Source organism: Methanosarcina sp. DH2 (genome assembly GCF_020804225.1).
Lineage (GTDB): Archaea > Halobacteriota > Methanosarcinia > Methanosarcinales > Methanosarcinaceae > Methanosarcina.
On record NZ_WJBI01000006.1, the window covers coordinates 14,730 to 30,971 of the forward strand.

The window sequence follows — 16,242 nt, forward strand, 5'->3', positions numbered from 1 at the left end:
AATGAAGTGTAATTCTTATAAAAAGAGTGAAAACATTCAAAGTTGAAATGTAATGATCATATTAGACAAATAAGAAACAAGAAATTTAGATTTTAGGTAGAATAAGATTTATAATTAACTAATCGCCAAAATTTATCTTCATGATGTAGTAAAAGATTTAATAATCCATTTTATTTTTCTATTTCATTAAGTATCATTATTTTGTTACTATATTACAACCTTTTTAAAAAAGTTATAATTAAAAAGTATTATAATCTATGACAGTTATTAGTCATAATACGGGTCCATTGAATAAAAAATGAACATTTACAAAATCGTTGAGAAACTTCACAATTGAGGCACCCGTGTAAAATATTTCAAGGAGGTATTTTTATGAGTGAGTTGGAAAGTATCTTAATTACTAGCCCTGAATCCTTACCTAGTTTCTTCCGTGATGTCCAAGTTATTGGTCCCGCACACCTTGAGTTACAAAAATATCGCGCAAAATATTCTAAATTGGATATCTCATCCAAACCCACTAATTGTGAAGTCCGTGCAGATAAAAGTCCTATGCTGTTAGTGCCCAAAGAAGTGAGGGAGGCTTATCAGCGTAACGACTTTGCAGCGATCAAAAAATTTGAAACACAATCTCAGGAGGACCTTCAAGCTGTATACGATAATGTTTCAAAAAACGGCGAAAAAGCTTGGACGAAAGTCAAAAAAGATGGTAAAGAATTCTATATGAGCTGGTCGGATAAAGGATCTATGTGGGCTTATACAGTAAGTACAAGCACCTCTGACGACGTAACCCAGCAAGCTTTGGTTCAAATTGGCACTTACTCTAAATCAACTTCAGTTCTCGGTCTCCAATCGTACAATTTGACCTTGCCTACTGTAGTTGCTGAGTCATTAATTGCCTTAATTGTGGCTAGAGCGGTTTCCGGCATCATCGCTGAAGGCCTTGGCTTTGCAATTGCTAGTTTCTCTTTACTTCTGGCTCAAGCTGCTGCTGCAGCCGGTTTTGAATCATTCTCATTCGCTATCCCCGTCGCTTTGGTGTCCACTGTGGCATCTTGTTTGGTATTTGCCGTTGTGTTTATTGGCTTGGCGTATTTATGGAACTGGTTGAACCGAAAATACACCATTCGGTTGCAGGTTTTTAATTGGGACTACACGAATGATTGGAGTGTCAATGGGCAATATCTCTCGAATGCCACGATCTGTGGTGGTAACGGTGATAATAAGGTGTTAAATTTTACTTTACCTAAAATGGTAAAACCAGGTGATGTGGTTACGCCTCCTGGATTTGATCCAGTAGAGGCTCTTGATTCTGTGTGCTATTATGGGGTAATCATCTGGGAGAATGACAACACCTTCGCGCAAGGCTGTTCAATGGCTATACCAATAGAGAAAAATAAAAACGAAGGGTTCATGTGGGCATTTGACTGTCCCCGTTTCTCTAGCAACCAACAAGCAGCCGAGAATGGAATAAAAGACCCAAAAATTTATCGGGATACATGCCATTGGAACGAACAACCATTAGGCTTTAAAATCACTTCCTCGAAGATTCCAGTTAGTTTTGCCTTAGATGCTTTGAGTGGTGCCTCTGATGGTCTTTACAACATCAATATACATATAGGTGAGTTGCTGGAGCAGACAATAGACTTTTCCATACAAGACCCGAAACCAACTGCGCAGCTCTCAATGACGTCTCATCAAGGAGCAGGATACCGTGAAGACTTCCATACATGGTCTTTGCTGGAAAATGACGGATTTATGAAGTTAAACTTGAATATTCCAGTTCCGATTCCAGTTACTTTAACCATGGGGCTGTGTGCTGCTCTTGTAGACGGCAAGGCAGATTGCCCGTTCTCAATTAAAGTTAATGGCAATTTTATTGTTAAAGGCTCCAGAGATAATAAGTGTGATTTCCATCCGGTGGAGTTCACGATTAATGAAAGCTTGCTGAAAGCAGGAGATAACGAAATTATTATCTCACTGGAAAGAGATGCCTCCACTCAATTATTTATCAATGCAGCAACTGTGTCGGAAAAATAATTCCGCGATTGTCTCACAAGGACAGCTCACATGTGCCATTTTTAAGCAAATGGAGCATGTGGGCTGTCATAGTGTATGAAAACACAAACTACATCTGTTCTAAAGGTATTTACTAATTGAGCCTATCCCAAAACTCTTAATTTGCTTCTTTGTATCTGTATTTTAAACAACTAATCGAAATTTTGGCTATGAAGCCAATTCTGAGTATTTCTAACAATTGAGAATAAAACAGGCTTTGGGATGAGCTCAATATGAAATTTATAAAAAGGAATATAAATCAATAACTCAAATAATCCATCACCTTCCTCATCTCTAGAGTATTCAGATTAAAATCCCTTTCCTTCACTCTTTTTTTCAAATCACTCAACGCCTTTCTATATTTTATGCCAATCTCCCTGGCTTTAGCAGGAGTTAAATTCAGAACAAATTCCCTGATCTTTTCAATGTCTGGGTACGTTTCAACATTATTGCTCTCAAGCTCCTGCATCTCTATCTTGTTTGCTTCTTTTCCGATATACACACATCCTTTAGGCTTCAGATGTCTCCTTTGTAAGACTCCAATATCTCCTTCAAACTTGGCTTCAGGATGGTCTATGTAATCAAGAAATATATCACTTAATGGCTTCCAGTATTCCCTTCCCTGAAGTGTATCTCCTGTATTGTAATCAATGAATTCTTTCTCAACTACAATCTGTGGATTTGTATTGAAAGGAGCAACAGGCTTAATCTTCTCTACGTCTGTGCCAGCTTTTGCACCATTACCTACAAGAAAGAAATTAAAAGGTTTAATTTGTTCATTAAATGGTTTTCCCTTATTCATTTTCTTGAATCTTATCAGGATAATTCCTGTCGATACCGCGAGCTTAGAGATAACTGCATAATTCTCATACTTCTCTAATACATCAGGTAACTCTTCAGGATGAAAATGAACCTGGAGAATGTCTTCCCAGAACTGCTTATGCCATTTATCCCCTTCCTTTAATTCTCTGCTAAATGGATTTGTGATATGTCCCAATCCATGTAGCTTGTAGAAAAGCTTCTTACCTTCAGGAATTGTGATTTTATTTCCATCTCTTTGGAACAGACAATATCTTTTAGAACTGATTCCATAAAACCAGATATCTTCCATTCCATCTTCTATTTCTAGAATCGGCTTATTGAAATCATAAGGATTCAGAGAATCAAAGAGATGGCTTAATTCATAAGCGAGATATGGAGGAACAAATATTGAATCTGTATCCATGTAAGCATGTACTTCTCCTTTGTCCATCATAAACTTCTCTGCAATCGCAAGTAAAAACCTAGCTCCTGCTGTAATACTAGCTCCAATAATAGGATTGAAATATTTACCAAGTTCTTCATATTTGCCTTCAGACTCGAATTGAATGGTACTAAACACATCCAACTTTTCCTTATTCTTTGGATGCATCTCGATATAGATTCCTTATGTGGTGGAATTATTGAGAATCTTTAAGGCTTTCTGCTGTGAATCCAGAACATCGTATTCATGAGAATCCTTAGACATTTCCTTCATTTCGTCCTTTATTTTCTGCCTGCGTTCAACAAGGACTTTGATAAGATTGTCTTCTTTAGGATTTACGTGGACTCCATAGATTTCTGAATCTTTAAGCCCTTCCTGTATTTCTTCAGGAATGAACTTGATAGCCTTCTTGATCTTAGGAAGCTTGCCTGTAAGCAGCTTTGAGGCTAAAATGTCTGAGAGAAAGTAATACAATGATCCATTGAACGTTATATAATTAATTCCGATGTTGAATGTTCCATCATCATCTGCATATTTCGTTCTGACTGGGAGTATGTCCTCATCAGGCTCGATTTCAACCAGGACATTCAATTGTTTCCAAAAATCATGGTTGAGTGCATCTTCGAAAGTGAATTCCTCGATCAACCGTTGAGTATTCTCCGTGTCATCAATGTACTGAATCTTATCTACAATGGTGAATTCCCAGGGACCAAGAAGAAGTGTTACTGTTGGGTACATGCTGAAAAAGTCTAAAACTGTAACTTTAACAGGCGTTTTTCTGATTCTGCATTCACATCTTCCTCCATAGTATTCACTCATGAGTCTACCGAGAATTGTAGGAGGGAAATCAGGGTTCTGTTGCATAAAAGGCTTAATGTTTAACTGACTAAGTGCCTGTTTTCCAAGACTGGCGGCTGAATAATACCAGTCATTGGTATGCCTAACTGATACCTTTCATACTCCTGTCTTACTTTTTTGAATAGTTCATAAGTGGCTTTTACATCTGTAAGATTATAACCAATATATCCTGGAGTTATTACTCCATGCTTCTCTGTTGATTTCTTCTTTATTGGAGTATCAAAGATCTCACAGGCTTTTTCAAGTGTAAGAGATTTATTGTCAGTTAAAGTACAGGCAAGATTACTTAAATCCAGGAAATTGCCCTTAAAGGTTCTCTCCTTTCTGTATTTGCCCTTTGCTCTGGTAAACTCAACATTGTATGATCTCCCATTTAGATGCTTTATACGTAAACGCGGATAGGTTGTATCCTCAGTAAGTTTAAAGGAAAAACCATCCTTACGTGAATATCTGCCATGACCGTAGTCAAGAATAATCCTTGACAGATCGAAGTTGATATTGTAACCAATACAGAGTGTTTTTCTTTCATAGACATCCAGATAAAAAATTTGGATGAACTCTTCAAGAGAGAATAAGCGTATGTTATGTTCTTCTGCATACTTTTTTAGAATTTCATACTCTTTTTCCGTAACGTGCCTATGATCCCAGAATAAACCTCCATAAAGGAAAATATCATTCTCATGTACGGCGAAAGAGCCAAATTTCAAATTAAGAAACTCATCCGCTGTGGTTTCTGTATCAAGTGTAATAACTCTGGGGAAATAGAGATTCTCAAATATTTTGCTATTTGTTGGCTTAATAATCGAGCCCTTTCTGCGTGGAAATCCCCTCAGAGCTATGTGTTCCATCTGTTTTCCCCCCAATAGAACTGATTGAGTAATACCAGTTCCTTTTCTGCCATTCTACTTCTCAGAGCTGAATGTGTAAGCCAAATGTAAGGAATACGAGATTTCAAATCTAGTTGTTTTGACCTAAATTTAGGTGGTATCCTGTTCTGTAATTGAGTTATAACAGCATGACAATTAAGGCAAAGTACACAGGTTTCTGATGAAAAACCTACAGTTGAAATATGATGATCTTCAAAAATCCGAAGAGCATAAGGGTTTGTTTCTCCACAACACTCACATATTCCATTTTGTACTAGATTAGCAAACTTCGCTTGTTCTTTCAACTTTGCAAGTAAGTCAAGCGGGAGTTGATCCAATGTTGATTAAATTTAGTGGAATTGAGTACATAGGAGGAAAATGGGGTTTTGTTTCTTTTAAAAACTCGCCCTCCCATAAAATTGGAAGTGATGTCCCTAATTCGTCTATCCATGTGTTTGTGGCTAAAATAGTAGCATTTTTTGATGTAATATGAAGTTTGGGTGAGTTTGCCAAATTTCTTTGTTTTTTTAGTTCATTTAATGTGAAGAAAGATACAACTGATGTTAAAAAAGTAGCTAAATTAAGAATATTTTCTGACCATAGTGAGCTATTCATTTTCTACGTGTTTAACTTATTTCAATATAAATTAAGCACATTTCGAAAGAATATAACTTTTCGAAATATTTCTGTTATATCTTTTTCATTCCATGATGAATTATGATTTTTTTTCTTGCAAAGCAGATTTAATGAGAAAATTTGTTATTATTGAATTTAGTTTTGGATATATTAATAAAGTTACTATTATAAGGTACTTTTGAACTATACTCTTTCTTGCTAAATTTTCCAATTCTTTGTCTTTGACATTTTCTAATTTCACAGCAATTTCCGTAGTTATAAATATTTATCTTTCTATATAATTTCGCTTCAAAACGTAGCAATTAGTAATTCCCATTTTATTCAATAATAACTATTATTCACATTCTTATCTCTTTGAGTTTTGAGAATAAGTCTGAAAGAAAGGACGTACTTAAGAGAATCAGAGTAAGAAAAATAAGAAAAAAATAGTCTCATATTATTTTCATTATACAAATCAGTGTATAAAAGATCCAATTCTTTTATTAAATCGATGCCATGAAACGATCTTTTATTTTAGTTGAGGCACCTTTCTAAAAAACGGTTGTGCAGAAATCTCACAAAACGGCGTATACTTTTTTGTTGTTATATATATCCCCCATTAAGAGTGCGAGGGGTGAAATTCCAACTTACGCCTGACTGTGGGAAGGAAATTGCTGTAAATCAGATGATTCTGGACACAAGAGTATAAGCAAAAGCACTTAAAATCAACCTGATCGAAGAAAAAACAACCGAAATCATTGAAAACGCCAGCAGGTAGACATTCAAAGCCAGAATACCCGTGAAAAAGCCTGAGAAATCGACATTGAGAATCAGGGCAATCACATTTACCAGTAAAATGAAAGTGAATATTGTCACTAGACCTCTCCCTGCTCCTTTAAGATCTTCTCTACTCAGGGCTATATGAGAGGAAATGCCGATTGCAAGAGCAAAATAGATCCAGAAATTGGGAGAAGCCAGGCTTTCTGCTGAAAAAATGCTTTCAAAAAGCTGGGCTGTGAGTGCGAAGATTTTCATTAACATGTAGGGTTCAGGCTGACCGGAGCCAAGGGTCAGATAATTTCCAAAGGTGGCAAAGGAATCAGGCAGAAAAAGGTACATCCCAAGGACCAAGGCTGCTGTTCCGCTGAATATGGGACCCATGCCTATGAAAAAGTTCCCTATGTTCTGGTAGAGGCTTTTTGGATTCCAGCTGTGGTTGACATACCCAAGGACTCCGTCCCGGGCTCTCAGGTCAAAGAGCTTGAACTCATTTATTCTGTGCCTGAAAAGGTAGCACATCAGCAGGTGGCCAAGTTCATGGATTGGGGTGCCTATCCAGGCTGTAAACATAATTCCTTTCCTGCCGAAAACACTCTGGATGTAAAAGTTGGATCGTTTCTCAATAATGCCCAGTATCATGCCTATAAGAATTATAGAACCTGTGACGCAGAGGGTTTCGAACAGGCTTAATCGAAAAATATTGAGAAGTATATCTTCCATTTTTTAACCCCTAAAACAAAAAATTTAGAATTCACAGTCTTTTTAGCCTTTCATATCTGAACAGTCTCTACAATTATAAGCTTTACTTACAAGGTTATTTCATGGATTTCTTCCCTAGATTTGGTAATCAAGGTAAGTGGAAAATGTGAAAGATTGGGTTTAGCAGGACAACAATCTAAAAACTCATATAATTTAGTAAAGTGCATTGGTTAAAGAAGAAATCATTAGATAATTTATGATGTATAACTTTAATCATCTTTTACCCATTGATTTTCATTGAAATGCGGGAGAACAATAAGGGAGAGTAGTTAAATATCCTCTTTTGATGCAGTTAAAAAAGAAAATTAAAAAGAAAAAATTAAGCTTAACGAACAAAGTGAAAACTTATATACTTTATTTAAACCCGAAAATCAGTTCTGGCTTGTAACATCAAACCAGACAGGGGTTTTGTCTTCAGGGTCACAGTTATAGTTTATGGTGATTTCCTCATTTTTTCGGATATCTTTTATACAGACATATTTCAAAAGGTTGTTGTTGAAGTCTTTCTGGTATTTTGCATTTGGGGCATACGAGTGGTTATAAAGAGACCCATAGCCCAGAGCAATCGCGGCTTCTCTTGAATCAGTTCCCCATGCGAAATAGTAATTATAAAGCTGGGTAAGCTCAAGAGTATTTACTTCTTCAGGAGGAAGAACGATAACGGGGCAGGTTTCTATTACTTCATCTTTTTTAAGATTTCTCTGTGCAAATACGCCTCTACCTTTGCCAGGTGCGTCTTTAACACTTACCAATGACATTTGATCAGGCTCCTGTATTTTTATAAATTGCCTGTTAACTATTGCATTATTTTGAGAAGGCAAGTAATTTAAAAGTTTCTGTCCAAAAACTTTTATTGGGAAGTCTATTGAATTTTTAAGAGGAATTTATGGAATTTTTAAGGAGATTCCAAAAATTTCACAGATTCTTCAGGTGTCCAGGAAAATTTTGCCCCGAAGACTGAAAAGAGACTCTGAATGCTGTTCCTCGATTTCTGGTAAGGCAGGAAAGCTACTGTGCGTCTTCACGAACCTTAAGTTCCTTCTTTCTGGACGCGATACTTTTATCTGCACTCTTTCTCCCGAGAAATCTGTAATACCCAAACCCTATGAGAAAGACAGGATAAACGATTTTCCAGGTAAAGCCTGAAACCAGAAAGCTCAGAGACAGGAGCGCAAGAGCTGAGAAAACCCATTTCTGCCAGCCAGTTTCTGTTTTCCAGTAGGCGAGAATGATGAAGGCATAGAGGAAAACAAAGTTCTGGTTTACGAGCAGGATCATGGATGATACCGGGATTTCGAAAAAGTAACTTCCGAGAATAAGGAAAATTGACAGGATGTATAGCCCTACCAGGCTGGAGACAGGGATATTCCTCTTTGAAAGCTTTCCAAAAACACCAGGGAAAGCACCTGTCCTGCCTCCGGCAAAAAGCAGGCGGCTTGCAGTAAAGTTCCACGAGCAGGCGTTTGCCGCAATAACTATTATCATGAGCCATATAAGGAGACTTCCCCCGGGCGTAAAAAGGACAAGGCCGGAAAGTCCGGCAGCTCCTTGAAGAGGGACACCTGCTGCACTCGCTCCTGTGGTAATAAGGGCAAGGAGGATATAGATAGATGTTACCAGGGCAAAACTCAGCCAGTAAAGCAAAGGCACGTTTTTCTCAGGTTCTTTAATTTCTCCGAGGGAAAAAGACAGGTTCTCCCAGCCCAGAAACGCCCAGAAAAGAAGGGCTGCGACTTTCCAGACATTGTTCAGGTCTACGTTTCCACTGCCGCTAAGAGCTTCACCGGCAACCTCTAGCCCTGACCCGAAGAAATCAAGGTTGAAGGCGATAAGCAGTCCTGTAAGCAGAAAGAGAACAGTCAGAGCTGCATAGTTAATCATGGAAATAGCTCTCATTCCTGCAAGGTTTGAGATAAGCATTAAGGTTACAAGAAGGGCTGCAAAAAAAGCTGCACCTAATTCGGACAGACTGAAAAGCTGCCTCATGTATTCGCTTCCAATAAGAGCAACTGCAGGAAGCCCAAAAAAGAAAGAACCGCCTACAAGATATGAGACTGCATACCCTCCCCAGGGACCTACGGCCTCTTCAGCATAACCTGCAAGCCCTGCAGTTGAAGGGAATTTCAGGCCCAGACGGGCGCAGATCTGGATAAGAGGAATTGCGATAAGAGCGATGAGGAACCAGCCAAGAACTGCCTCATGAACGCTTCCGACATCAAGTGCCAGGCCCGGCAGCGCCAGAATCCCTGTTCCTACAAGCATACAGATTGCAAGTCCCAAACCTGTCCGCAGGGTAATTGTTTTTTCTAATTTTCTCATTTTTCCTCTAGGATAACTCCACTAAATTCCTCTATGGATAGCTCCACTAAATTCATCCGTAAATATATTTTGCACCATTTATAAATTTGCCAGTAAAAAATAAGTCTAAAGAATAAGTCTAAAGAATAAGACTAAAGGCTAAAGGATAAGGCTAAAAGTCTTAAGCAAGTCTAAATTTACAGATTATGATTTAAAGATTCGGGTTTATAGGTCTGAATAAGTGGCATTGCAGCCAGAATGATCAGAAGCCAGCCGAAAACCACTTCCTGCACCGTTCCTGCACCGTTCCTGCATCCGCTACCATCCCGGGCAAGCCCAGCAGTCCTGAGCCTATAACCATAAGGATAGCCAGAACAATTCCACGCCCGGGAGTAACTGTTTTTCAAGCTCGGTCATAGTTTTTATCCATTTAATTTCAACAGATCAAGAGCCATCAACAGATAAGAGTAAAGGTAAAAAGTTAGAAAAAAACTTTTAGCCCTATAACCTTTGCGTTTTTTATACTGCAAGTATTCTATTCGAAGCCTGAAAAAAGAAGATATGTCGAATAGACCTGAAGATTTCAACTTCAAAATGAATTTCAATTAATAATTCTAGGAGCGCCTCTACCAGCTCTTCTGGCGGCCCTTCCCGTAAAAAATGAAGTAGTAGAAATAAAAAGACTTGAAAAAGATTGGAAAAGCGATCTCCAAGTAGATGATTTTTTGTCCTAATTCTTACTATTTCATTTTGCCTTTACTTTCTGGTTTATATTCATTCTCCTTAGCCATTTTTACTTTCTAGAATTTCTTTTTTCCCTTTTTCGCGAGAAAGGCCGCTTTTCTTCTTCTAACTTGAAAAAAACGGCATAATACAAAGAATAACGTTACACGGGTCGGAAATAATTTAATTCTATCACTTTAAGTAAATCTCACTACTATAACCCCTAAATTAGTCCTCTTGAGCGTAGCGAAAAGAACCTCGTGCTGTTGCACTTGCAGTGCAACTCCCAGAAAATCTCCGATTTCCTGTGATCCCGAAGCGAAACTCGGGAAGTAAAAGCTATAGTTTTATAAATTAGTCTGCTTGAGCGAGCGAAGCGAGTGAAACAGACCTCGTGCTCCCGAAGCGAAACTCGGGCGAGGCGCAATTCGGGAGATTCGGGATTTTAAAGTTTATAGTCGGGCACTGTTTTCTTTTTACTCAAAAACATCAGCCAGGTGATTGCGGGCGACTAATTAATTAATTACTTAAAAAGCCTTTTACTTAACTTCATGAGTGTATATATCTCTTTTAAAAATAAAAGCTTGAAATTCTTAAACATAAGCTTGAAACTCTCTATAAATTTACAAAAATATAGGAAGACTAATATCAGAGTATTCCTATATAAATAGTTTAATTCTTAAAACCGGCATTTATTACAGGATTTGACTGGAAAGGGGTTTAAATATGTTCTCATTGAATGAACAAAAAGCTATTGAACTTGGAGAATCTGGAGAAAAAGCAGTAAGGGAACAAAACGAGTACGACGCACTCCAGTATATTGTGTACCTCAGGGAACTCGGGGAAGAACTGCTCAACGCAGATTTTGAGACCGATTTAAAGAGGGTTGCGATTTCACTCCGGAATATTGGCAATAAAGCTGTTCAGAAAAGGAGTGAAAGTGTAGCATCCAATACAGTAGAGGCTATTGATGCTCTTGCAGAACCTTCCGTCGAAAAAGACTTCTCTAATGCCCTCTGGTCTTTCTCAAAGGCTGTGCAGGAAATCGGAAAAGGAGCTGCACAGATGGAGATGCTTGAAACTGCAGAAATTGCTGTTAAAGCCCTCGAAATAATAGGCAGAGGTGCTGTTGCAAAAAAGATGGAGGTTGTAACCCTCTGGACAACCATGGCACTTGAAGAAATTGGCTACCTCGCAGGCAAAAAACAACTTGAAGATCTGAGTAACGCAGCAAAAACCGCAAGAGAGGGAATTATAATCGCATCCGAAGATAATGGGTTCATTCCCAGGGAGCAGATTGTAAGATATCCTCAACTGATCTCCCAAACAGTAAGCGAATTTTCGGACATGCAGAATCTTCAGCCTGCCGGCTATGAGGGCAGCAGGCCCAATGAGGAATTTACGGAAGAAGAATTCTTCGAAGGAGAGGTCGAGGAAGAAGAGCCTGAAACCGGGGATTCGGGAAAAGAAAAATAATAATTGCATGCGCATCAGAGGGCAATTGGCTTAAAGGAAAAACTGAATCTTTGCCTGAAAAGATAAACCTTTTCGATAAGCCTTTTCGCCTGAAAGCAGAAAAAAAAATTCATGGCTGCTTTAAACAGCCGACTGTCTTTTTTTAAAGTTTCTTGAAATTTCCAGGAATCGTTCTATTATTTTTAGCCCTTCGGGAGTAAGCACGGACTCAGGGTGGAATTGCAAGCCATAGATAGGATATTCTGCGTGTTCGACTGCCATAATGGTTCCATCTTCTGCCCGGGCAGTAACCTTTATTCCGGGAGCCGGTTCTCCAATCTCAAGTGAGTGGTAGCGGCCTGCCTCAAACTGTTCTCTAAGTGTTGTAAAGAGTACTGATTCCGTGTGCAAGATCCTTGAACTTTTCCCATGTACGGGTCCCACTTTACTTCTCCTTACAGGCCCGCCGAAAGCTACGTTGATTGCCTGGTGCCCGAGGCAGACTCCCAGAAGAGGAATTTCCCTGCCCATTTCCCTGATGATCTCCAGACAGTTTCCTATATCCTTCGGGTCAGAGGGGTTTCCGGGTCCCGGGGAGATTACCAGCGCATCAGGCTTTATTTCCCTTAACTCTTCCAGGGTAACCGTGTTGGGAAGGACCAGGGTATCTTTTTCAAAATATGAGATATAATCCACGAGGTTCCATACGAAAGAATCCTTGTTGTTTATGAAAACGATTTTCACCTGAAAAACCCTCCAAAAGCCTTTTCTTCCGGACGTCCCCCTTTACTCATTTTTTCGAATAGAATTCTCTTCTCCAGAGCCATTTTTCCTGAATTATTTGTATTTAAATCTCTTTCCATAAGTCTCATCCCGGTAACTTTTTCTATTCTTTCCTTCCATTCCTGCGCCTGATTCCCGTTTCTCGACTCCTCAACTGTATTTCTTAACCCTGTCTAACCCTGTCTAACCCGGTCTTAACCGGAGTTTCAGCTCAGAGTTCTCCGCCAATAGCCGCAAGCATTGCTGCCATTTTCCTTTCCGTTTCCCTGAACTCATACGCAGGATCGGAGTCCGCAACAATCCCTGCCCCTGCCTGTACCGAAGCCTTTTTTCCCTGTATAAGCAGAGTCCTTATCACGATTGCAAAATCAGCATCCCCGTTCCAGCTGTAATACCCTACCCCGCCGCCGTAGATCCCTCTTGGAGCTGTTTCAAGTTCGGAAATAATTTCCATTGCCCGGATTTTAGGAGCCCCTGATAGGGTTCCAGCAGGAAAAACTGCCCTGAAGGCATCGAACTGGTCGCACTCGGGCCTGAGGTTTCCCGAAACCGTGCTTTCTATGTGCTGGACATGAGAATATTTCAGGACTTTCATAAACCCGGAGACCTTTACCGAGCCGCTTTCGGAAACCATGCGGACATCGTTTCGCCCAAGGTCAACAAGCATTACATGTTCTGCCCTTTCCTTTTCGTCATTAAGCATGTGTGAAGCCAGGGCTTCGTCTTCAGCTTCGGACTTCCCCCTCGGACAGGTGCCTGCGATGGGATTTATTATGACAGTGCGTTTATGTACTGTTAGAAGTGTTTCAGGGCTTGCCCCTACAATTGCAAGGTCTCCAAACTCGAAGATATACATGTAAGGGCTCGGGTTTATTTCCCGGAGCTGCATATAAAGCTCGAAAGGGGACTGTTTCAAATTGAATTCGCATTTCCTGGAAAGGACAGCCTGGAAAATATCCCCTGCGAAAATATGTTCTTTCGCCTGGAGCACGGAAGCTTCAAATTCCGACCTGTCAGCGCTGCAGACCTGTACAGGTGAAGATGGCGCTATTAACGGGCTCGAAACTACTGCATTTGAAGCGGCTGTTTCCCTTGCGACTGTCTCCCTTATCACTCCTTTTGCTTCAACTCCTTTTACTTCAACTCCCTTTGCTGCGTCTTCAGGCAGGGAAACTTCCTTAATTGCGGAATAAAGCTTATCTGCCTCTGAAAGAGTCTCTTCATATACTCTTTCTGCATCCGAGCACGGGCTTACGAAAGGAGTGATCACTATATACACTTCTTCAGTCAGGTGATCGAAAATAAAACTTTTCGAGACAAGGATGTACTGGAGTTCGGGAATCCCGGACTCAAAGCCCTTTTCAGCCCCGAGCCAGCTGTCGTAGATCGCATCATAAGCTGTGTAACCAATAGCCCCTCCCAGGAAGGTCTGCCTTTCAAAGCGCTTTGTATTGAGGAATTCAATCCCGTTTGTCGGAGGAAAAGCCAGGCGAAGGGCGTCAAAAGAATCTTTTCCGCGTGGAATTGCAACCGTGAACTTTCCAGGAGGCTGCGTTTCTTTTTGCTTTCCTCTGCGTTCTATCTCTCCGGTTTCATCTCCGTTTTTCTCTACGTTTTTTTCTCCGGTTTTCTCTTCAGTTTCAGCTCCGCAGACTTCCTCTGCTTTTGCGACAATTTCTTTGAAGAAAGCACAGGCTTTCGGGTTCAGGAGCTCAAGGGAGAGTTTTCTGTTACTTATCGTCAGCAGGGCATCAGGTTCGTTTCCAACAAAAGAATACCTTGCCTTATTTGCCTGTTTTTCCACGGATTCAAGCAGGTAGGAGTAACCTGCAGTTCCTGAGCCTCTTAAAGCCCGGTAAAGCTCGAGAGGAGAGCAGACGGGATAGCACCCAAAATCAACTTTTGCAAGGAGCTGGACGAGCCCGGGTTTTTTGAGCCCTGAGACAAGCTCCTTAAACTCTTCTTTTCCAAGGTCAAAGGAAAGCATTGGCACACCTCACTTCTTCAATAAAATTCCTGATTTTCACAGCGTCTTTGTTTCCGCAGGTCTCTACCCCTGAAGCCGTATCCACAGCATAGGGAGAAACAACCCTGATAGCTTCCTGCACGTTTTCGGGTCTGAGCCCGCCGGCAAGGATAAGGGGAAGGCTGGTCTCTTCTGCAATTTTCCGGCTCAGGTCCCAGTCGTGTACACAGCCTGTACCGCCTATTTTTCCGGCAACCCCTGAGTCCAGGAGTATGCTGTCAACAGCTCCGCTTTCTTCCATCTCGCGGACCTCCTCAAGAAGCCTTTTTACAAGGTTCTGGAGTTTGGAAGCTCCTCGCCCGGCAGGCACAGAAAGGGTTTTTATTACAGGTATGTCTGCTTTTTCCCTTATGATTTCAAGTTCTAGAAGGGGCAGGTCGGAGTGGATCTGCACTATGTCCGGTCTTACTTTATCGATAAGTTCCAGGGCACAGGTGGAGTTTTCAGGCATTATGACCATTACTGAATCAAGGTATTTCGGGACTTTTGAAACAAGGGCTGATGCGATGTCCGAATCAAGCTTTCTCGGGCTCTCCACAGGGACTTCGGTTATAAATCCTAGCGCGTCGGCTCCATAGAGAGCTGCAAGTTCAATATCTTCAGGGCTGCAGATCCCGCAGATTTTGATCCTGGTTTTTAATCCTGTTTTCATGCCCTCTCCCCGGAAGCCGGGCTTAACATGGAAATTCGGGACGGAGATAAAGTTGTTTTTCCAGGAAAAGAGCCCTGTTGTTTATCCTTTTCGTAAAGTTCTCTGGTAAAAGTCCGGAACTGGTTAAACTTGACCATGACTTTTCCGCTGTCAATAGCGTCTTCGGCAATGGGGATAGCCTGTCGGATTGAGCTCACTATCCCGCTTACGTAAAGGGCTGCAGCTGCATTCAGGATTATGAGGTCCCTTTTAGGTCCTTTCTGGCCTTTGAAGATGCACAGAAGGTCTCGTGCATTTTCTTTCGGAGTACCTCCTTTGATGTCCTCCGGATTTGCCCGCAGCATGCCAAGGGACTCAGGGGTCAACGTGTAGGTCGAAACTTTCCCATTCTTTAATTCCGCAACATAGGTTTCACCCGTATTTGTGATCTCATCCATCCCGTCCCCATGCACTACCAGGGCATGCTCTGTCCCCAGTTCGGCAAGGGCATAAGCTATAGGCTCACAGAGACTTTTATCAAAAACTCCAACAACCTGCCCTTTTGCTCCTGCAGGGTTTGTCAGGGGTCCAAGGATATTAAAGACTGTCCTTACCCCGAGCTTTTTCCTGACCCCGGCAACCCGCTTCATTGCAGGGTGGAAGACCGGGGCAAACATGAAACCTATACCTATCTTTTCTATTGTCTTTCTAACCTGTTCCGGGGGGAGGTCCACTTTAATCCCGAGAGCTTCAAGCACGTCAGAACTTCCTGACATTGAGGTAGCTGCTCTGTTTCCGTGTTTGGCTACCGGGACTCCGGCTGCTGCAGTCACAATTGCAGCTGCTGTTGAGACATTGATGGTGTTAAGCCCGTCTCCTCCTGTCCCACAGGTATCTACAAGCCTGAAAGGCGTCCCTGGCCTGATAATATTGGCAACTTTCTTCATACCGCGTACGAAACCTGCAATTTCTTCGGGCTTTTCCCCTTTTGCCTTCAGGGCAAGTAAAAAAGCCCCTATTTCCTCATCTCCGGCCGTGCTCAGGAGCTTTCCTACTGCGGTTTCGGCTTCTTCTGAACTCAGGTCATGACCTTTTTCCAGTTTTTTGATATATGCCTTCATTTCCTGCATCTTTTCTGCCTCCTTTGCAA

The 16,242-nt window shown here is 40.9% G+C and carries 15 protein-coding genes; 2 read left to right on the forward strand and 13 right to left on the reverse strand.

All coding sequences use genetic code 11. From position 1 onward, the window contains the following. Positions 1-372 precede the first annotated feature (372 nt). The gene (locus FXV91_RS10075; RefSeq protein WP_229390458.1) at positions 373-2,037 is read left to right on the forward strand and encodes a hypothetical protein; all 1,665 of its coding nucleotides are present in this window, start codon (positions 373-375) and stop codon (positions 2,035-2,037) included. A 277-nt stretch (positions 2,038-2,314) separates the two neighbouring features. Here the strand turns inward: FXV91_RS10075 and FXV91_RS10080 are convergent, their stop codons facing one another. From FXV91_RS10080 to FXV91_RS10115, 8 genes are all read right to left on the reverse strand, one after another. Then, positions 2,315-3,466: a hypothetical protein gene (locus FXV91_RS10080; RefSeq protein WP_229390459.1), complete on the reverse strand. Its 1,152-nt coding sequence runs from the start codon at positions 3,464-3,466 to the stop codon at positions 2,315-2,317. Positions 3,467-3,481: 15 nt separating this feature from the next. Next, positions 3,482-4,162, reverse strand: a complete 681-nt coding sequence (locus tag FXV91_RS10085; protein WP_229390460.1) for a DNA polymerase domain-containing protein — start codon at positions 4,160-4,162, stop codon at positions 3,482-3,484. Positions 4,163-4,176: 14 nt separating this feature from the next. Continuing rightward, positions 4,177-5,004, reverse strand: a complete 828-nt coding sequence (locus tag FXV91_RS10090) for a hypothetical protein (RefSeq protein WP_229390461.1) — start codon at positions 5,002-5,004, stop codon at positions 4,177-4,179. A gap of 336 nt (positions 5,005-5,340) precedes the next feature. Continuing rightward, on the reverse strand, positions 5,341-5,637 hold the full coding sequence (locus FXV91_RS10095) for a hypothetical protein (protein WP_229390462.1): 297 nt from the start codon (positions 5,635-5,637) through the stop codon (positions 5,341-5,343). A 681-nt stretch (positions 5,638-6,318) separates the two neighbouring features. Continuing rightward, positions 6,319-7,137: a hypothetical protein gene (locus FXV91_RS10100; RefSeq protein ID WP_229390463.1), complete on the reverse strand. Its 819-nt coding sequence runs from the start codon at positions 7,135-7,137 to the stop codon at positions 6,319-6,321. A gap of 410 nt (positions 7,138-7,547) precedes the next feature. Further along, positions 7,548-7,934, reverse strand: a complete 387-nt coding sequence (locus FXV91_RS10105; RefSeq protein WP_229390464.1) for an SET domain-containing protein — start codon at positions 7,932-7,934, stop codon at positions 7,548-7,550. A 250-nt stretch (positions 7,935-8,184) separates the two neighbouring features. Continuing rightward, positions 8,185-9,495 carry an amino acid permease gene (locus FXV91_RS10110; RefSeq protein WP_229390465.1) on the reverse strand — a complete coding sequence of 437 codons (1,311 nt, stop codon included), beginning with the start codon at positions 9,493-9,495 and terminating at the stop codon, positions 8,185-8,187. Between the two features lie 176 nt (positions 9,496-9,671). After that, the gene (locus FXV91_RS10115; protein WP_229390466.1) at positions 9,672-9,881 is read right to left on the reverse strand and encodes a hypothetical protein; all 210 of its coding nucleotides are present in this window, start codon (positions 9,879-9,881) and stop codon (positions 9,672-9,674) included. Between the two features lie 1,042 nt (positions 9,882-10,923). Here FXV91_RS10115 and FXV91_RS10120 point away from each other — a divergent pair. Further along, entirely contained in the window at positions 10,924-11,673 is a 750-nt protein-coding gene (locus tag FXV91_RS10120) for a hypothetical protein (RefSeq protein WP_229390467.1), read from the forward strand. Positions 11,674-11,793: 120 nt separating this feature from the next. On the opposite strand, the gene FXV91_RS10125 is transcribed toward FXV91_RS10120, so the two are convergent. The 5 genes from FXV91_RS10125 to trpD form a co-directional block, all read right to left on the reverse strand. Then, entirely contained in the window at positions 11,794-12,396 is a 603-nt protein-coding gene (locus FXV91_RS10125) for an aminodeoxychorismate/anthranilate synthase component II (RefSeq protein ID WP_229390468.1), read from the reverse strand. After that, complete coding sequence (locus tag FXV91_RS19765) at positions 12,393-12,515, reverse strand: hypothetical protein (protein ID WP_255680139.1); 123 nt, start codon at positions 12,513-12,515, stop codon at positions 12,393-12,395. The genes FXV91_RS10125 and FXV91_RS19765 overlap by 4 nt, the downstream gene beginning before the upstream one ends. A gap of 131 nt (positions 12,516-12,646) precedes the next feature. Beyond that, the gene (gene trpE, locus FXV91_RS10130) at positions 12,647-14,422 is read right to left on the reverse strand and encodes an anthranilate synthase component I (RefSeq protein WP_229390469.1); all 1,776 of its coding nucleotides are present in this window, start codon (positions 14,420-14,422) and stop codon (positions 12,647-12,649) included. Then, positions 14,409-15,113 (reverse strand): phosphoribosylanthranilate isomerase, encoded by a 705-nt coding sequence (locus FXV91_RS10135; protein ID WP_229390470.1) that lies wholly within the window; start codon positions 15,111-15,113, stop codon positions 14,409-14,411. The genes trpE and FXV91_RS10135 overlap by 14 nt, the downstream gene beginning before the upstream one ends. After that, on the reverse strand, positions 15,110-16,222 hold the full coding sequence (gene trpD, locus FXV91_RS10140) for an anthranilate phosphoribosyltransferase (protein WP_229390471.1): 1,113 nt from the start codon (positions 16,220-16,222) through the stop codon (positions 15,110-15,112). The genes FXV91_RS10135 and trpD overlap by 4 nt, the downstream gene beginning before the upstream one ends. Positions 16,223-16,242 lie beyond the last annotated feature (20 nt).